Source organism: Flavobacterium sp. KY-23415 (assembly GCF_055384985.1).
In genome coordinates this window covers 944814-962442 of the sequence record NZ_AP044001.1, presented here as the reverse complement: position 1 = coordinate 962442, position 17629 = coordinate 944814, and the positions used below count along the sequence as shown (strand labels likewise).

At 32.0% G+C, this 17629-nt stretch carries 16 protein-coding genes and 1 tRNA gene; 3 read left to right on the top strand and 14 right to left on the bottom strand.

What is annotated here, in order from left to right; translation table 11 throughout:
- The first annotated feature begins 90 nt into the window (after window positions 1-90).
- Window positions 91-840 carry a PH domain-containing protein gene (locus ACZ49Z_RS04465; RefSeq protein ID WP_464306994.1) on the top strand — a complete coding sequence of 250 codons (750 nt, stop codon included), beginning with the start codon at window positions 91-93 and terminating at the stop codon, window positions 838-840.
- Window positions 841-1452: 612 nt separating this feature from the next.
- On the opposite strand, the gene ACZ49Z_RS04460 is transcribed toward ACZ49Z_RS04465, so the two are convergent.
- From ACZ49Z_RS04460 to ACZ49Z_RS04425, 8 genes are all read right to left on the bottom strand, one after another.
- Window positions 1453-1527 (bottom strand) — tRNA-Val (locus ACZ49Z_RS04460).
- An 86-nt stretch (window positions 1528-1613) separates the two neighbouring features.
- Window positions 1614-2828: a bifunctional folylpolyglutamate synthase/dihydrofolate synthase gene (locus ACZ49Z_RS04455; protein ID WP_464306993.1), complete on the bottom strand. Its 1215-nt coding sequence runs from the start codon at window positions 2826-2828 to the stop codon at window positions 1614-1616.
- 15 nt (window positions 2829-2843) lie between these two features.
- Window positions 2844-3647: an energy transducer TonB gene (locus ACZ49Z_RS04450; RefSeq protein WP_464306992.1), complete on the bottom strand. Its 804-nt coding sequence runs from the start codon at window positions 3645-3647 to the stop codon at window positions 2844-2846.
- Between the two features lie 6 nt (window positions 3648-3653).
- Window positions 3654-4049, bottom strand: coding sequence for an ExbD/TolR family protein (locus ACZ49Z_RS04445; RefSeq protein WP_464306991.1), 396 nt, complete (start codon window positions 4047-4049; stop codon window positions 3654-3656).
- Window positions 4049-4756 (bottom strand): MotA/TolQ/ExbB proton channel family protein, encoded by a 708-nt coding sequence (locus ACZ49Z_RS04440; protein ID WP_464306990.1) that lies wholly within the window; start codon window positions 4754-4756, stop codon window positions 4049-4051. The genes ACZ49Z_RS04445 and ACZ49Z_RS04440 overlap by 1 nt, the downstream gene beginning before the upstream one ends.
- Before the next feature lie 44 nt (window positions 4757-4800).
- Entirely contained in the window at window positions 4801-6159 is a 1359-nt protein-coding gene (nhaD, locus tag ACZ49Z_RS04435; protein WP_464306989.1) for a sodium:proton antiporter NhaD, read from the bottom strand.
- Between the two features lie 13 nt (window positions 6160-6172).
- Window positions 6173-7402, bottom strand: a complete 1230-nt coding sequence (locus tag ACZ49Z_RS04430) for a Glu/Leu/Phe/Val dehydrogenase dimerization domain-containing protein (protein WP_464306988.1) — start codon at window positions 7400-7402, stop codon at window positions 6173-6175.
- A gap of 125 nt (window positions 7403-7527) precedes the next feature.
- Window positions 7528-8592 carry an anhydro-N-acetylmuramic acid kinase gene (locus ACZ49Z_RS04425; RefSeq protein ID WP_464306987.1) on the bottom strand — a complete coding sequence of 355 codons (1065 nt, stop codon included), beginning with the start codon at window positions 8590-8592 and terminating at the stop codon, window positions 7528-7530.
- Between the two features lie 93 nt (window positions 8593-8685).
- On the opposite strand from ACZ49Z_RS04425, the gene ACZ49Z_RS04420 reads away from it, so the two are divergent.
- On the top strand, window positions 8686-9825 hold the full coding sequence (locus tag ACZ49Z_RS04420; protein WP_464306986.1) for an acyl-CoA dehydrogenase: 1140 nt from the start codon (window positions 8686-8688) through the stop codon (window positions 9823-9825).
- A gap of 80 nt (window positions 9826-9905) precedes the next feature.
- Here ACZ49Z_RS04420 and ACZ49Z_RS04415 read toward each other — a convergent pair whose 3' ends face one another.
- The 6 genes from ACZ49Z_RS04415 to ACZ49Z_RS04390 form a co-directional block, all read right to left on the bottom strand.
- Window positions 9906-12044: a TonB-dependent receptor gene (locus ACZ49Z_RS04415; protein WP_464306985.1), complete on the bottom strand. Its 2139-nt coding sequence runs from the start codon at window positions 12042-12044 to the stop codon at window positions 9906-9908.
- 226 nt (window positions 12045-12270) lie between these two features.
- Window positions 12271-12672, bottom strand: a complete 402-nt coding sequence (gene arfB, locus ACZ49Z_RS04410) for an alternative ribosome rescue aminoacyl-tRNA hydrolase ArfB (protein WP_464306984.1) — start codon at window positions 12670-12672, stop codon at window positions 12271-12273.
- A complete protein-coding gene (locus tag ACZ49Z_RS04405) occupies window positions 12665-14200 on the bottom strand; it encodes a DUF4301 family protein (protein ID WP_464306983.1) in 1536 nt (511 codons plus the stop codon). Before ACZ49Z_RS04405 ends, arfB begins: the two co-directional genes overlap by 8 nt.
- Window positions 14170-14784: a nicotinamide riboside transporter PnuC gene (gene pnuC / locus ACZ49Z_RS04400; RefSeq protein WP_464306982.1), complete on the bottom strand. Its 615-nt coding sequence runs from the start codon at window positions 14782-14784 to the stop codon at window positions 14170-14172. Before pnuC ends, ACZ49Z_RS04405 begins: the two co-directional genes overlap by 31 nt.
- Window positions 14781-15497: a phosphoglycerol geranylgeranyltransferase gene (locus ACZ49Z_RS04395; protein WP_464306981.1), complete on the bottom strand. Its 717-nt coding sequence runs from the start codon at window positions 15495-15497 to the stop codon at window positions 14781-14783. The genes pnuC and ACZ49Z_RS04395 overlap by 4 nt, the downstream gene beginning before the upstream one ends.
- Complete coding sequence (locus tag ACZ49Z_RS04390; RefSeq protein ID WP_464306980.1) at window positions 15494-15997, bottom strand: 4'-phosphopantetheinyl transferase family protein; 504 nt, start codon at window positions 15995-15997, stop codon at window positions 15494-15496. Before ACZ49Z_RS04390 ends, ACZ49Z_RS04395 begins: the two co-directional genes overlap by 4 nt.
- 258 nt (window positions 15998-16255) lie before the next feature.
- On the opposite strand from ACZ49Z_RS04390, the gene ahcY reads away from it, so the two are divergent.
- Entirely contained in the window at window positions 16256-17572 is a 1317-nt protein-coding gene (gene ahcY, locus ACZ49Z_RS04385; protein WP_464306979.1) for an adenosylhomocysteinase, read from the top strand.
- The last annotated feature ends 57 nt before the right edge of the window (window positions 17573-17629 follow it).

The following is a 17629-nucleotide window of genomic DNA, read 5'->3' as shown; positions in this document are numbered from 1 at the left end:
TAAATTAAATTTGAAAAAATAGTATGCATATGCAATAAATATTTCAAAAATACAAACTACTTTTGTTGTAATAATTTTATGCATAAAGCTATGTTTGATAATCTAAAAAAAATACTTAACGAAGACCAAGATCCAAAATCAATAGAAAAAATCACAGCAAAATTAGAAAACCTTCTAATGACAAATGAAGTTGTAGGGTATATCGCAGTTCAAAAAAAACCTGCAGTAACAATTTTGCCTGATAGTATAATCATAACTAATAAAAGAGTCATTTTATGTAAACCAAAAAACCTTGGGCTTTCATTGGAATTTATAGACTATGATTGGCAGGATATCACTGCAACTTTTGTAAAAGAAGGAATACTTGGTTCCGAATTTACATTCTCAACAAAGTCTGAGCTTACACATACGATAGATTATTTACCAAAAAATCAAGCTAGAAAGTTATATACTTTTGCTAAAGAACAATTGGGTTTAATAAAAAATCCACTTTTAAAAGAATCTTTACAAAAAGACCTCTCTTCAAATATTATTGAAGTTATTCCTGAAGAAGAAATTCCAAATGAAGAAGTAAAAGACAATACAATAATCCAAGAACAAGAAATTCAAACTGAAGAAGTATTTAATTTTACAGAAATAATACCTTCCACATCTTCCAAAAATGAAGAGTTTTTTCAATTTCAAGGAAAGAATAATAACGTTATCGAAAGAAAACTAAGTGAGTTATCGCAAGATGAGTTATTTGAAAAGTTGCAAAATTACAAACGCCTTCTTGATAATGGCTTAATCCTTCAAGGTGAATACGACAATTTAAAAAAAGAAATCCTTAGTTACATGTGAATCTAGTTATATTATTCCATTTTTTTGGCGTCTTTTTTTAATGATTTTTATTAGTTCCTAAGGGTTAAAAAACTAAATATTAGACTATCTTAATTAAAAGCAAAGCTGTATTAATTGTTTTTAAGTACAGTAATGTGTGTTTTCGAACATCTTTTACTACAACAATAAAAAATAAACGTAACAATCATTTCGAGTATTAAACACTTTAATTGCGTGGTTGAAAAAAAAAACATAAACAACTACTAATAAATTGAATAAATATTGCAATTTAATACAGCTTAACCATAAAATATCTAATGATAACAAGTAGAGAAGCAGTTGTAAATTACTTTAGACCGCTTTTTTATTCAACAATAAAGTCCGAAAACTAATTAAGTAAATCCTTCTAAGTATATTTAAAACATATATTACTTCCATTTTTTGTATTACAATATTAATATAAATCTTCCACCAGACTTTTTAGAGTTTATCACAAACAGCATAATAAAGTAGTGAAAACATAAAACAAAGAGGTTTACAAGCTATTGGACTTGATCCTTGATTCATATTTGGAAATATAATAAGTCATTATAAAACAAAAAATCCTACATTGCTGTAGGATTTAATTTTTTGTGGGCGATGAGGGGTTCGAACCCCCGACCCCCTCGGTGTAAACGAGGTGCTCTGAACCAGCTGAGCTAATCGCCCTTTTTTGTTTGCTTGCGGTTAGTTCCGTATTGCGAGTGCAAATATACAAGGATTATTTATATCTGCAAACTTTTTAGAAAAAAAAATTATAAAATTTCTGCAACAATAAAATTACTTCCTCCAACATAAATGAAATCTTCTTTTTGAGCTGATTGAATTGCTTTGTTGTAAGCTTCTGTTGTTGAGCTGTATATGTTTCCTTTAAGGAGATGTTTGCTTGCTTTTTCTTGTAGAATGGTAGCGTCTAAACCTCTAAAAATATTTGGAGAACAAAAATAATATTTTGCATTTTTTGGAAATAAAGGCAAAACCGAGTCAATATCTTTGTCGTTTACAAAGCCTAAAACGAAATGTAGGGTGTTGAATTTTTCTTTTTTTATTTGATCTAAAACAATTTTTAGCCCATGAGTATTATGTGCAGTATCGCAAATAACTTTGGGTTCTTTGTTTAAGAGTTGCCAACGACCTAACAATCCTGTGTTTTTAATGACGTTCATAAACCCGTCAAGGATGTTTTCTTGACTAATATTGATATGGGGTTCTAATTTTTCAATAGCAGTGAGGACAGTCTTTTTATTCTTAATTTGGTAATCTCCAAGTAAGGCACAAGGTAGGTTTTCATGAGTTAGATCTTCTGCAAAGATTATAGACGTGTTTTTAGCCTTAGCGAGTTCTTTAAATACTGGTTTAGTTTGTTTTGTGCTTTCTCCAATAACAACAGGGATGTTTTCTTTAATAATGCCTCCTTTTTCAAAAGCAATTTGTGCTAAGGTGTTTCCTAAAAATTGAGTATGGTCTAATCCGATATTTGTTATAATGCTAAGCAATGGACTAATAATATTGGTTGCGTCCAGTCTTCCTCCCATTCCAACTTCAATGACTGCAACATCCACTTTTTCTTGTGAAAAATATTGAAAAGCCATGCCTACCGTCATTTCAAAAAAACTTAGGCTATTCTCTTCAAAAAAAAGCTTATTGTTGGCTGTAAAATCGATAACAAACTTTTCAGGGATTAATTTTCCGTTAATTTTTATACGCTCTCTAAAGTCTTTTAGATGAGGAGAGGTGTATAATCCTACTTTTAATCCAGATTCTTGTAAAACGGATGCTAAAAGAGAGGAGGTAGATCCTTTACCGTTAGTTCCAGCTACGTGAATTGTTTTAAAGTTTTTATGTGGGTTTTTTAGATGATTATCTAATAGAGTAATGTTAGATAAGTCATTTTTATAGGCTATGGCTCCTTGAGTTTGAAACATGGGTAGTTGACTGAAAAGCCATTCAGTAGTTTCTTTATAGTTCATAAAGCTTTATATATTTTATTCTCCTAATTTGAAGTTGATAACTACAAAACCAATTTGAGTTTCTGGAGCATTAGAATCGGGTTGCCATTTAAAGGTTTTTGCGGTTTCCAATGCAGGTTTAACCAAGCAAGGGTTTGTGTTTGTTGTGCCCTGAGATCGTTCTGCTTTGATAACATTACCGTTTCTATTTACCCAAATCTTTACAACTACTGTTCCAGATTCGTTACAATCTTGTACTTTTTTTGTGTTTCCAGCTAATTTTCTTCCAGCCAATCCCCATCCTGTCCCATTTCCAGAGCCAATTCCGTTTCCAGAGCCATTTCCATAAAAACTATTTGCATAGATGCTCCCATTTGGGTCTCCTTTGTCTCCAGCAATTCCGTCCTCTCCGTGACCACCTTGAGCAGAGCCGTCAGAAGGTTTGCCATTTAAGATACTGTTTAGAGCACTATTGGTTTGCTGAGAAGGTTTGGGAGTTGGCTTGGTTTTAGGTTTTGTTTCTGTTGGTTTTTCAGGTTTTGTTGGTGTTTTTTTGGGTTGAACAACAACAGGAGATTCATTATCGTCTGTAAGTAGGTCTTCTTCTTGGGTTGTTTCTGGTTGTGATGGAGAATTTTGTGGTGCAGATTGGACAGGTTCTGTAGGCTGGATTTCTCCTTGGCCTACATCACTTGTTCCAAAATTTATTGCAATTCCATTTTCAGGTGGTGGGTTTAACGATGTTAATCCGAAAAAAATGCAAATTAGTAATAGTATTAGAAGTATTACACTTGTTATTACAAATGATTTTTTTTCTTCTGGAGTTTCTAATAATTTCATTCTTTTTTATTTTGGACTTACTGCTACCACCATTTTAATACCATTTCTATAAGCTATATCCATAACATATACAACTTTTTCATGTGGTACGGATTTTTCAGCTCTCAAAACAATTGCTTTGTTTTCTGTATTAGCCATTAAGGCTAAGAGTTGTGTTTCGAGCTGTAATTCGTCAATTTTATCTTTGTCGATATAAAAAACTAGGTCTTTGTCTATGCTCACAGAAATACTTTTATTACTGTCCGTCTTTCCTTTTCCTTTGGGCAATACTAAATCTAATGCGTTAGTAGTAACCATGGTTGAAGTAAGCATGAAAAATATCAATAGTAAGAATACAATGTCTGTCATAGAAGACATATTGAATTCTGTTGATACTTTATTTTTGTTTTTGCCTAACTTCATTATACAGGTTCGTTTAGTAAATCTAAAAACTCTACAACATTAGCTTCCATTTGGTTCACAACTTTATTGGTTTTAACAACCAAATGATTGTAACCCATGAATGCTACAATTCCGACTATAAGTCCAACAACAGTGGTAGTCATTGCGGTGTAAATTCCTTCGGCAAGAGAGCCAACTTCTATTTGTCCGCCACCACTAGCCATTTTGTGAAACGCAAGGATCATACCTAGTACCGTTCCTAAGAATCCAATCATTGGGCCTGCTCCTGAAATAGTTGCAAGCATACTGGTGTTTTTTTCTAATTTATATAATTCAAGATTACCAGCATTTTCAATGGCAGTATTAATATCTTCAAGAGGTTTGCCTATGCGAGAAATTCCTTTTTCGATTAACCGAGCTACAGGAGAGTCTGTCTGTGCGCAAAGCATTTTTGCAGCATCAATTTTTCCCGACATGATATTCATTTTTATATTATTCATAAAATTAGAATCTGTCTTGCTAGCTTTATTTATAGCCATAATTCTCTCAAAATAGAGAAAAAGTGCTAGAAACAATAATATAAACAGCACTAAAATGATTGCTTGACCACCAATACCTCCACTTGTTAACAATTCCCAAATAGAAAGAGTTTGTTCGGTTGGTTGTGTCTCTTCTGTTAAAATTTGATTAGCAACAGCTAAGCTATCCGCTTGAAGAAATATACTCATGTTTTAATTTTATTATATAACGAATGAATTGAAAATAAATTGTTTTAATGAGCTACGTTTAATAGGAAATCTCTAAGGATAATGAATCCAATACTTCCTGCTATGAATCCAACTAGGGCAAGCCATCCAATTTTTTTAAGATACCAAAAGAAATCTATTTTTTCCATTCCCATAGCAACTACACCAGCTGCTGAGCCAATGATTAACATGCTTCCACCTGTTCCAGCTGCATAGGCAATAAAATGCCAAGCAGGTTCATCTGATCCAATAGAGAACATTCCTATACTTGCTGCTACTAGTGGTACGTTGTCAATAACAGCAGAACCAGCTCCTAAAAGTAAAACTACTAAATCTGATATTTTTGTAGATTCTAACTCAGTACCAAGCCAAGGCATTGTGTTTTCTAAAACTCCAGCGAAATTAAATAACATTCCAAGTGACTCTAGTGCGGCTACAGCCATTAAAATTCCTAAGAAAAACAAAATACTAGGCATTTCTATTTTCGAAAGCGATTTATGAACAGGGCTATGATGTCCTCCATCTGTTGACGCTTCACCCATAGAGAATTTGGTGTTACTAAAATATTCGGCAAAAGTAGCTACAATTGCTAAAGATAACATCATTCCAACATAAGGTGGAAGATGTGTTGCTGTTTTGAAAATTGGTACAAAGAGAATTGCTCCTAATCCCATATAAAACATTATAGCGCTGTATTTTGATTTTGATTTTTCATCATTAAGGTCTTGTTCTATGAAACCTTTAAATATGGACATTCTAGAAGCGATTAATGTTGGCACTGCAAAGCAAAGAATAGATGGCAATAGAACATGAATTATTAATTGAGAGGCAGAAACTTTATTCGCAATCCATAACATTGTTGTGGTTACGTCTCCGATTGGAGACCATGCTCCGCCCGCATTAGCAGCAATCACTATAAGTCCAGCGTACCATAGACGGATTTCTCTTTCTTTTATAATTTTCTGTAATATTGTAAGTAATACAATTGTAGCTGTTAAGTTATCTATAATTGCAGATAAAATAAAGGCTAATGTTGTAAAAAGCCAAAGTAATTTTGCTTTATTCGTTGTTTTAATGTATCCTTTTATGGTTGAAAACCCATCAAAATAATCTATGATTTCAACGATAGTCATTGCTCCCATTAAGAAAACTAATATCTCGGCAGTTTTGCCGAGGTGATGCAGTAGGATGCCTTCTATGTGATGTGGAACTAATGATTTTGTAGCAGTATCTACTTCAAAAACATCCATGTGTGTTACTGCTATAATTGCCCAAAGAAGAGCCATCATTCCAAGTGCAGGTATTAATTTGTCGATTTTTAACGTATGCTCCATTGCTATAGCTAAATACCCAAGCACAAATATGATAATTAATAAAATTTCCATTGATTAATAGTTTTTATTTGATAAGTTGTTTTAAAGCAATTTCAAATGCTCTAGCACTTATGTTTTGTTTTTCGCTATTCAAGTCGTAAGTTTTTTGAATTGCAGTTTTAATAATGTTTGATGTGTCAGAAAAAATAGATTCGTCTGTCATTTGTACTTTTTTCTCCATGAAATAGGCAAAAACTCTAGCCATTCCACAATTTGAAATAAAATCAGGGATTAAACTAACTTTTGAATCTGTTTCTTCCATAATGGAACCAAAGAAAATCTCTTTGTCTGCAAAAGGGACATTGGCACCACATGAGATAACTTCTAGTCCAGAAGCAATCATGCGATCAATTTGACTTTTTTGAACTAATCTAGAAGCGGCACATGGAGCAAATATTTGTGCATCTATCGACCATATTTTTTCATTGATTTCTTCAAAAGGAATCATGTCTTGTGCAACAAGTTTGTTTCCGTCTTTATTTAAAAATAGTTTAGTTATTTCTTCAAAAGTAAATCCGTTTTCGTTAATAAGACCTCCTTCTCTATCAATAATTCCAACGATTTTAGCACCCATTTCTGCTAAATAGAAAGCAGCAGCAGATCCTACATTTCCAAATCCTTGAACTATTGCTTTTTTGCCTTTCACATTGCCACCGTAGATGTCATAAAAATGACGAACAGCTTCAGCAACGCCATATCCTGTAATCATATCGGCTACAGTATATTTTCTGTTTACATCTGGTGAAAAGTTAGGGTTTTCGATTACTTTTATAACACCTTGACGTAATTGGCCAATTCTGTTAATTTTGTCTGCTTCAGTAGGTTTGAAATGGCCATTAAAAACTCCTTCTTGTGGGTGCCATACTCCACAGTCTTCGGTCATTGGTATTACTTCGTGAATTTCATCAACATTTAAATCTCCTCCTGTTCCATAATAATTTTTTAATAATGGAGAAACGGCTTTATACCATCTTTCAAGAACGCCTTTTTTACGAGGATCATTTGGGTCAAAATTAATTCCTGATTTTGCACCGCCTATTGCTGGGCCAGAAACAGAAAATTTCACTTCCATTGTTTTTGCTAGTGAAAGTACTTCGTTCATGTCTAATCCTTTTCGCATTCTTGTTCCTCCTCCAGCAGCTCCGCCACGAAGAGAATTTATAACAGTCCATCCCTCTGCATCTGTTTCAGGATCTTTCCAATTAAATACTATTTCAGGTTCTTTATTTTCGAATTTTTTTAATAAATCTTTCATTTAAAATGGTTGTTTTGAATTTTACAAATATACATAATCTTATTAATTATGTGTATTTCAAATTTTTTATTAATATGTAACAAATTGTTAAATATTTAAAAGTATTGATATTCAGTATAGTGTATTTAAGGGTTGAAAATGTTTCCTGAGCAATGGTCTGTATTTGCACCAGTTACAGATGATAATGTGTTGTTTTCATTGCGTAATTTTAAAACACCAAGTAATGCAAAAACAAGAGCTTCCTTAAACTCTAAAATAGTTTTGTTTGGAATTACGATGTTGATATTTGGCAAATGGAAACGCATACGGTCAATAAGGTAATCATTATAAGCACCGCCTCCAGTAATTAAAAGTGATGCGCTTTTTTGTGTTATTTGATGGTTAATTTGTATAGCTATATGTTCTGTGAATGTTTTTAAGATGTCTTTTATAGCTATATCATATCTCATTATTATTGGAAATATTGTTTCGTGTACAAATTCTATCCCTAAAGATTTTGGATATGATTTTTTGTAAAAGTCAATTGAATTTAAATCTTCTAGAAGCGATTCATTAATATTTCCGCTCTTTGCAATTGAACCTCTATTATCATAAGGTAGATTTATTTTGTTAGCATAAAAGTTAAGAACAGTGTTAACGGGTGAAATGTCGTAAGCAATCCTTCTGTTGTTCATTTCAAAAGAAACATTTGAAAAACCGCCTAGGTTTAGACAATAATTGTACTCAGGGAATAATAAACGATCACCTATAGGAACTAATGGAGCACCTTGACCTCCTCGTTGTACATCTTGGACTCTGAAATCGCAAACTACCGTTTTGTTTAATAGCTTAGCAATCTTTTCTAAATTTCCAATTTGTAAGGTAATTTTGTTTTGCGGTTGATGCAAAACAGTATGGCCATGAGAGCAGATAGCATCAATGTCAGAAATTTTATTTTTGTCAATAAAATGTGTAATTATCCGAGCTAATTCTTTTGTGTAGTCTTCGTTTAATTTTTCAAGTTCCTCTTTAGAAAAATACACTGATTTTGATAACATTGAAAACCAATATTCAGAGTAAGGGATGGTTTCAGTTGAATGTATGATATAGTTCCATTTGTTTGAAAAGGAGAGTGTAACATAAATTAAATCTACTCCATCAAGTGAAGTTCCCGACATTACACCTACGACGTTATAATTATCTTTAAACATGGGTTAAAAATACAATTTGTTATTGAAAAATTGCTAATAAATAAGTACATTTGGGAACTTTTTTTAGAAAAACTAGAACTTTATTTACATAATATGGATTTTAAATTAACAGAAGAGCAATTAATGATTCAGCAGGCTGCTAGAGATTTTGCTCAAACAGAATTATTACCAGGGGTTATAGAAAGAGATGAACACTCTAAATTTCCTGCGGAGCAAGTAAAAATGATGGCAGATCTTGGATTCTTAGGAATGATGGTTGACCCAAAATACGGTGGTGCTGGTTTAGATAGTATTTCTTATGTTTTAGCAATGGAGGAAATTGCTAAGGTTGATGCTTCTGCTGCTGTAATTATGTCGGTTAATAATTCACTAGTGTGTGCTGGATTAGAAAAATATGGTTCAGAAGAACAAAAAGTAAAATATCTAACACCACTTGCCAAAGGAGATGTTATTGGTGCATTTTGTTTATCAGAACCAGAAGCAGGTTCAGACGCAACATCTCAAAGAACCACTGCAATTGACAAGGGTGACTATTATTTATTAAATGGAACAAAAAACTGGATTACTAATGGTGGAACAGCATCTACTTATTTAGTAATTGCACAAACAGATGCTGCAAAAGGTCACAAAGGTATTAATGTTCTTATAGTAGAAAAAGGAATGCCTGGTTTTGAAGTTGGACCTAAAGAAAAGAAAATGGGAATTAGAGGTTCTGATACACATACTTTATTATTTAATGATGTAAAAGTTCCTAAAGAAAATAGAATTGGTGCAGATGGATTCGGATTTGCTTTTGCCATGTCAACATTAAACGGTGGAAGAATTGGTATTGCTTCTCAAGCTTTAGGTATAGCTCAAGGAGCTTATGAATTAGCATTAAAATATGCTCAAGAGCGTGTTACTTTTGGAAAACCAATTTTTCAACACCAAGCAATAGCTTTCAAGTTAGCAGATATGCATGTTAAAATAACTGCTGCTAGATTGTTAATTCACAAAGCTGCTGCCGAAAAAGATGCAGGAGAAGATATTGCTCACTCTGGTGCAATGGCAAAATTATATGCTTCTGAAATTGCTTTAGAAGTGGCTAATGATGCAGTGCAAATTCACGGTGGAAATGGTTATGTAAGTGAATATCACGTAGAAAGAATGATGCGTGATGCAAAGATTACACAAATTTATGAAGGAACTTCAGAAATTCAACGTATTGTAATTTCAAGAGGTTTAGTGAAGTAGAAAAATGATTAGAATATAAAAAAATCCGACTCAGTTCATACCTGAGTCGGATTTTTTTTATTAGAGTTGTTGTTATTTTGTTAGAATTTAATAGTTAAGCCTGCCATAATATTTGCACCAGCTTGAGGGTAATAATATACGTAACCTCCACCATAATCAGCTGCGTTGGAAGCATATTTTTTATCGAAAATATTATTTGCATTTACAATAAAGATAAGTTCTTTAGCAAATTTTGTTATAGGTAGAGTGTAAATTAAGTTGAAATCATTCACAAAATAATCGGCTAAAATGCCTGTTTTGTCATTGGTATTATTAAGGTATTGTTCGCTAACAAATTTAGATAATAAGCCTAATTGAAAATTCTTGAATCCGGTATAAAATAGTTGATTACCAACAATAATTTCAGGAGAATAGGCAATGTTTGTGTTGCCAATGTTTTCTAAAGCACCCGAATTCTCTGTGTAAAAATCTAAATTTTCATTTTTACTAAGTGTGAAATTGGGAGCTATGATCCAGTTTTTAGATAGCATTACTGTAGCTTCCACTTCTAACCCTAATCTGTAACTGTCACCACTATTGTTGCGAATTGGTGCGCCTACATCATCTAATTCGCCAGTTAAAACTAGTTGATCTCTGTAGAGCATTAAATAAGTGTTAATATTTAATTTCGTTTTTTCAGTATTTAACTTCCAGCCTAATTCGAAATCATTTAATTGTTCAGGTTTTGGATTTCCATTTTCATAATCGGTTCTGTTAGGTTCTCTATTAGCTCTTGCATAAGAAAAGAAAACTTTTTGTTTGTTGGATATTTTATAGGTAAGACCTGCTTTTGGGTTGAAAAAATTAAAAGTATCATTTAAAAGGTTAGCTTGAACGCCGTTTGCCTTGTAATTAACAGTCCTATATTGAAAATCTCCAAAAATGCTAAGTCCAAAAGGTAATTCGTAGTTAGCTTTAGCAAAAATATTTCCATCTGTTTTTATGCCATAATCATCATAATATTTGTCTCCTAGTTCGCTAGAAGAGGCATATCGTGCCCATATTACTTTCCCGAAATGGTCTCCTTCATATTTGTTCCATGCTCCACCTAAAATTAAATCAAAATTATTTTTGTTGTAATTTGTAGAGAACGTAGTACCGTAAAAATCATTATCCAACCATTTTTGGCGTACTAAATCGGTTGTGCTTACTCCAAAAACAGGTTGTAAATTATAATCTGAGAAGTCTGCATCTTCTTTATAGTTTTCATAATAACCTTTCCCTCTAGTATAATGAATTGCTAAATTACTATTCCAGTTTTCGCTCCATTTTTCATTCCAATGTAATTGATAATGATCTTGTTGGTAATTGTCGGTCTCATTGTCATAGTAGCGTGTGTTCCCAAACTCGTCAGTAAACATTCCTGCTGAATTGAATGTAGGGTTAGTGTTGAAAGTTTCTCTGTCAATTCCATTCCACGATTGATATGTTCTTTCATTACCTCCAAAAGCCAATGCTTTAATGAGTGTCGTTCCTTCAAAATAGGCTCCTTGTAGGAAATAAGATTTTAAGTCTGAAGAGGCTCTGTCAATATAGCCATTAGAATGAATATTTGAAACTCTACCAGAAAGTTCAAAGCCATTTTTCATCTTGCCTGTGCTAAATTTAACGGTGTGTTTTCTTGTGTTAAAGCTTCCGAAAGAGTTTGAAATTTCTCCATTAGCCTCTTCTGCTGCTAAATCAGTTAACATGTTTATGCTTGCTCCAAATGTACCAGATCCATTTGTTGAAGTTCCAACTCCTCTTTGAATTTGAATGTTTTGTAATGATGATGCAAAATCAGGCATATTTACCCAGTAAGTTCCGTGAGATTCGGAGTCATTATATGGAATTCCATTAATAGTAATGTTTACTCTTGTTGCATCGCTACCTCTTACTCTTATTCCTGTATATCCCACTCCATTACCTGCGTCGGTAGTTGTAACAACGGAAGGAAGGTAGTTTAAGAGAACTGGAATATCTTGACCTAAATTACGTTTAGCAATTTCTGTCTTTGACATATTTGTAAAACTAACGGGTTGTTTTGAATTGGCTCTTACTGCTGCTACTAATACTTCATCAAGTTGAGTTACTTTTGTTGTATCTAGTTGTTTTTCTTGAGCGTAAATTGAAGTGGTACATAAAACTAAAAAAACACCTAGGAATTTTTTAGTTTTTCTTGAGCTGAATATTTTTTTCATTCGTTAAAATCTACGAATAAAAGGGGTAATTATTCTGAAATTTAAAATTAATTTGTTAATAGTTACTACATCTTTTCCCTAAACAGCATTATCTGTTCTAGGTTCTATGGGTATAATCTCAGCCTTAAATATTAAAAAAATAAAGCACCCCTTTGAGATGCTGCAAAGATAGTAAACTATTGAAATTAAAAATTTAATTCTTATAAAAAGTGTTATTTTACTTCATTTAGAAGTCAGGCCTCTTTCTTAATTTTTTAATGTCTCCAATGTTTTTTTTTAATTTAATTCTTTTTTCTTTTATTGCACTTGGAATTTTTGTTTTTTGTCTAACTTTTGGCTTTTTTAGTCCAGATATAATCAGATCTATAAAACGTTTAATTGCTAATTCTTTATTTTTTTTCTGACTTCTGTCTTCGTCACAATTGATAATCAAAATAAAATCTTGAGTAAGTTTATGGGGAATTTTTTCTTTCAAATATTCTTTTTCTTCTTCAGATAATCCTGTTGAGCTCACTAAATCAAATGATAAAACCACTTTTGAGGAAACTTTATTTACATTTTGCCCTCCTGCACCGCTGCTTCTAACAGCTTTAAATTTTAATTCTGATAAAATGATCTCTTTATTCATTTTTAGATTGATGTGCTGGTTTTAGTAGGTCATTTACGGTTTTTACAGGATTGAAGGTAACTAAAGGAATTTCAATAAAAAGTGTTGTCCATAAAGCCATTGCTCCATTCCATAATCCAGGTAATTCAAACGCTTTTAGAGGTTTTCCTTCTTTTGTTTTTTGCACAATAAAACCAGTGTTTTTATCTATAAAGTTGTTTAAATTGAATTTGTCTCCCTTATAATCTTTTATTCCACAAACTAAATCAACAGGGTTAAAATGTGTGGCATTTTTAAGGATATTTAGTTGTTTTTCATTTGTTAAATCAATTTGAGAACTTTCAACAATTTGAAGCGATAGATTGCCATTTGTGTTTTTAACCCAGAAAGGACCTCCACCTGGTTCGCCTTCGTTTTTAACCATGCCACATATTCTAATGGGACGATTTAGAATGTTTAACAGTATTTCTTTCTTTTGATGTTTATCGAACTTTGGATAATCTTTAGGCAAGAAATGATTAAGTTTTTCTGTAACAAAAAATTCAGTTTTTATTAACTCAGATTCTTCAAATGTTTGCTGAATTAATTTTTTGATGAATTCAAAAACTTGGCTTTGAATATGTATTAAAATTCCCCCAAGTAGCTTCTTGCTCTTGACTACTTCGTCTATATGATTGTTGGAAACGTTATCAATGTTTTTGATGAAAATAATGTCTGAGTTAAGATTGTTTAAGTTTTCAATCAAGGCACCATGACCGCCTGGTCTAAAAACAAGGGAGTTGTCTTTGTCTCTGAAAAAAGTGTTATCTATGTTTACAGCAATGGTGTCTGTATGTTGTTTTTGATATGAAAACGTAATATCAAAAGATGGTTCTTTTGATGTGATTTTTTTAAAATCCTCTAGATGCTCCTCTGAAATAGTAAAATGTAATTTTGTTTTTTTGTCTTTTTTTGTGTAAAAAATAGTTTCTTTCAAATGTTCTTCAATGGGAGTGAAGTTTTTGCCATCCCTATTGTGAAAAGGTAGAATTGCTTTTGGTTTGTTTGAATAATTCAAATAATCTGTCGAGAGAAGTGTTTTTATTAGGCAGTAATCTCTGGTGTTCCTGTCATAATTTTTGTAATCTGGGTAAATTGAAAAAGTAGTATTTTGCAATTCATTATAGAAAGGAAAGTTTTTTAAACCAATTAAGAAAAGGGGTAATTCACTACACTTTTTTTTGTTAATATAGGCATTTATAGTTTCGTTTTCTGGATTATATTCAGATAAAAACTCAGATAGAAATTTAAACATTCTACTGGCAGCACCAGATGCAGGAATGAATTTTTCGATTTCAAATTGATCTTTTTTTTCATCAAACTCTTTAATGAAATTTTCTTGCTCAATTGAAGAAACGTTCCAAATACCATCATTTAATATGGCTGGTTTTTCAAGTTGAATTTTCTCAATACCATGAATGAAAAAATCAAGTTGTTGCTCAATGTTTTCAATTGAAATGCCTTTTTTTTGTATAAATATTAAATCTTGTTCGTTAAGTTTTGTTTCCATTCTTTGTAGGCGTAAAATGCAATAATTGTAAAAATTAGGTATTGTAAACTTGTAAACGTATATCCTTTATGGAAATATAGAGGTATTGATATAATATCACCAATAATCCATAATATCCAGTTTTCTATTTTACGCTTCGCCATTAACCACATGCCTAAAAAAAAGATTCCTGTTGTTAAGGTATCTATATAGGCTACCCATGTAGTAAATTTATTAAAAAAATGATAAATAACAACTACAAACAGAATTGTTATAAAAAAAACAATTAGTCCTTGTTTCATTTCTGTTGTATTCATTTTTGTAATTGTTAGCATTTCGTTGTTCTTTTCTTTTTTAGACCAAAGATACCATCCGTAAAAACTCATAGAAGTATAATAGATATTTATTAGCATGTCGCCAATTAATTCCCATTGGAACAATAGGTACACATATAAAATCGTGCTTATTATTCCTGTAGGATAAACAAGTATATTGTTTTTTTTGGCAAAAAAAACACTAGCCAATCCAAAAGTAACTGCTATTATCTCTAACCAAATGAATAGTGTTGAATATTCTTTATATTGTGAAAATAGAAAATCTATCATGTTTGAAAAAAAGTATTATCATTTTCAAATGCAGTACCAATTACTACAATATCTGCTCCAGCTCTAAAAGTTTTTTCAATATTCGTCAATGAACGAATTCCTCCTCCAACAATCAAAGGTAAGGAAATTCGTTTGGAAACAGCTTTAATAACTTCTAGGGGAATGGCATTTTTTGCTCCACTTCCTGCTTCTAAATAAACTAATTTATTGCCAAGAAATTCACCTGCTTTTGCAGTTTTGCAAATGGTTTCTATGTCATCTGTTTTTAAGGGTTTTGTTTTACTCACTCTTTCTACTGCTGTAACGGTTCCGCTTTCTATTAATATGTAGGCGGTGGGTATGATTTCTAAATTTGTTTTTTCTAGAACTGATACAGCGTTTATTTGATGTTCGATGAGGTATTCTGGATTTCTTCCAGATAATAAACTTAAAAAAAGAATCGCATTGGCTTCATTAGAAATTTGCTTGTAATCTCCTGGAAATAATAGAATTGGTAAGTTGCAATGTTTTTTTATTTCATGAATAATTGTGTCTAAATTATGGCCATTAAAAGTGCTACCTCCAACAAAAAGGTGTGTGGCAGGTGTTTTTTTTATAGATAAGCACAAAGTCTTAATAGTAGATAATTGTGTTTTTTCTGGATCTATAAGAAGGGCTAAAAGTTTTCTTTTATGAATTTTAGCACTTATTATTTCTTGATAAATTGTGGTCATTTATTGTTTTGAAAAGCACAAACTAAAGCATAATTCTCTATAAATTCAAACGAAAAGCAATATTCTTCTGTAGTATTGTTAAATATTAGTTGAGCAAATCCAGTAAAATCATTTAAATTAAATTCTTTTTCAAAAATATGATCAGGAAAACTAATTCCTTTCTCATTTTTTATTTTAAATATGGACTCTTTAATTCCCCAGATTACTGTTGCCTTTTTAACTTGGTCTTCTTCTCCAAGATTAATTAAATGTTTAGTATCCATGAATCTCGGAGCTATAGTGATGATTTTGCTTTTTAGAATCTCTAAATCTATTCCTATTTTAGTTTCTCCTATTATAATTACAGAAAAAGCATGAGAATGGCTAATTGAAATTTGTTTTCCGTCTTTTAAATGGGGTTTCCCATGTTCGTCATAATATAAATCCAAATCGGAATATCCTGCTTCTTGGAGCAACATTCTTACTGCTAAAAAACCTTTTTGGTGACTTTCCGACTTCATGCCTTTGAGTCTTTGTAAGGAATTTTCTTTTAGTGTAACGCTTTGAAATAAAACGTCATATTCTTCGTCAACTTTCCAGATCCAGAGAGTTGAGTCTTTTAGGTAATTAATCTTTTTAAACAGGCTCATTTAATACAGTGCTGAAATTCAGATGCTTGAATACGTAAACAAATCATAAAATACTTGATAAATCTAAATAATTAAAATTCCTTTTTGTACCTTTGCTTTTTTGAAATTAATAATACAAATATACAATAGATGAGTTCAAATACGACAACTTATGTGCCTTATAAAGTAAAAGACATTACTTTAGCAGATTGGGGAAGAAAAGAAATTGAATTAGCTGAAGCTGAAATGCCAGGTTTGATGGCTTTAAGAGCAGAATATGGTGCAAGTCAACCACTAAAGGGTGCTCGCATTGCAGGATGTTTGCATATGACAATTCAAACTGCAGTACTAATTGAAACTTTAGTAGCACTTGGAGCAGAGGTTACTTGGAGTTCTTGTAATATTTTCTCTACTCAAGATCACGCTGCCGCTGCTATCGCTGCTGCAGGAATTCCTGTTTATGCTTGGAAAGGGTTAAATGAGGAAGAATTTGATTGGTGTATAGAGCAAACTTTGTGGTTTGGTGAAGATAGAAAACCATTAAATATGATTCTTGATGATGGTGGAGATTTAACAAATATGGTGTTTGATCGTTTTCCAGAATTAATTGAAGATATTAAAGGTTTGTCTGAAGAAACTACGACAGGTGTGCACCGTTTATATGAGAGAATGAAAAACGGAACATTACACATTCCAGCAATCAATGTTAATGATTCTGTAACTAAATCTAAATTTGATAATAAATATGGTTGTAAAGAATCTGCGGTCGATGCAGTAAGAAGAGCAACAGATATTATGCTAGCTGGTAAAAGAGTTGTAGTATGTGGATATGGTGATGTTGGTAAAGGAACTGCGGCTTCTTTTAGAGGTGCAGGTTCAATTGTAACGGTTACAGAAATTGACCCAATTTGTGCGTTGCAAGCTGCAATGGATGGTTTTGAAGTTAAAAAACTAGATACGGTTGTTGGTAATGCTGATATTGTGATTACGACTACAGGAAATAAAGATATTGTAGTAGGTCGCCATTTTGAAGCAATGAAAGATAAAACTATCGTTTGTAATATTGGTCACTTTGATAATGAAATTGACATGGCTTGGTTAAATAAAAACCACGGTGCCACTAAAAATGAAATCAAACCTCAAGTTGATAAATACAATGTAAACGGTAACGATATTATCATTTTAGCAGAAGGGCGTTTAGTGAATTTAGGATGTGCTACAGGGCATCCAAGTTTCGTGATGAGTAACTCGTTTACTAATCAAACGTTAGCACAAATTGAATTATGGACAAATTCAGATGCTTATAAAAATGAAGTTTATATGTTGCCAAAGCATTTAGATGAAAAAGTTGCTGCTTTACATTTAGCTAAATTAGGAGTTGAATTAGAGGTTTTACGTGATGAACAAGCAAAATATATTGGTGTTCCAGTTGAAGGACCTTTCAAACCAGAATATTACAGATACTAGTCTGAAATTCAGAAATTAGAATATTTTAAAAGCCCTTACATTTATTTGTGAGGGTTT

Excerpts from the sequence above, each read along its gene's own strand:
- ACZ49Z_RS04395 (WP_464306981.1), bottom strand. The coding sequence starts at position 15,497 with ATGACCACAATTTATCAAGAAATAATAAGTGCTAAAATTCATAAAAGA.
- nhaD (WP_464306989.1), bottom strand. The coding sequence starts at position 6,159 with ATGGAAATTTTATTAATTATCATATTTGTGCTTGGGTATTTAGCTATA.
- ACZ49Z_RS04405 (WP_464306983.1), bottom strand. The coding sequence starts at position 14,200 with ATGGAAACAAAACTTAACGAACAAGATTTAATATTTATACAAAAAAAA.
- ACZ49Z_RS04450 (WP_464306992.1), bottom strand. The coding sequence starts at position 3,647 with ATGAAATTATTAGAAACTCCAGAAGAAAAAAAATCATTTGTAATAACA.
- ACZ49Z_RS04415 (WP_464306985.1), bottom strand. The coding sequence starts at position 12,044 with ATGAAAAAAATATTCAGCTCAAGAAAAACTAAAAAATTCCTAGGTGTT.
- ACZ49Z_RS04455 (WP_464306993.1), bottom strand. The coding sequence starts at position 2,828 with ATGAACTATAAAGAAACTACTGAATGGCTTTTCAGTCAACTACCCATG.
- ACZ49Z_RS04425 (WP_464306987.1), bottom strand. The coding sequence starts at position 8,592 with ATGTTTAAAGATAATTATAACGTCGTAGGTGTAATGTCGGGAACTTCA.
- ACZ49Z_RS04430 (WP_464306988.1), bottom strand. The coding sequence starts at position 7,402 with ATGAAAGATTTATTAAAAAAATTCGAAAATAAAGAACCTGAAATAGTA.
- ACZ49Z_RS04440 (WP_464306990.1), bottom strand. The coding sequence starts at position 4,756 with ATGAGTATATTTCTTCAAGCGGATAGCTTAGCTGTTGCTAATCAAATT.
- ACZ49Z_RS04390 (WP_464306980.1), bottom strand. The coding sequence starts at position 15,997 with ATGAAGTCGGAAAGTCACCAAAAAGGTTTTTTAGCAGTAAGAATGTTG.
- ACZ49Z_RS04445 (WP_464306991.1), bottom strand. The coding sequence starts at position 4,049 with ATGAAGTTAGGCAAAAACAAAAATAAAGTATCAACAGAATTCAATATG.
- arfB (WP_464306984.1), bottom strand. The coding sequence starts at position 12,672 with ATGAATAAAGAGATCATTTTATCAGAATTAAAATTTAAAGCTGTTAGA.
- pnuC (WP_464306982.1), bottom strand. The coding sequence starts at position 14,784 with ATGATAGATTTTCTATTTTCACAATATAAAGAATATTCAACACTATTC.
- ACZ49Z_RS04465 (WP_464306994.1), top strand. The coding sequence starts at position 91 with ATGTTTGATAATCTAAAAAAAATACTTAACGAAGACCAAGATCCAAAA.
- ahcY (WP_464306979.1), top strand. The coding sequence starts at position 16,256 with ATGAGTTCAAATACGACAACTTATGTGCCTTATAAAGTAAAAGACATT.
- ACZ49Z_RS04420 (WP_464306986.1), top strand. The coding sequence starts at position 8,686 with ATGGATTTTAAATTAACAGAAGAGCAATTAATGATTCAGCAGGCTGCT.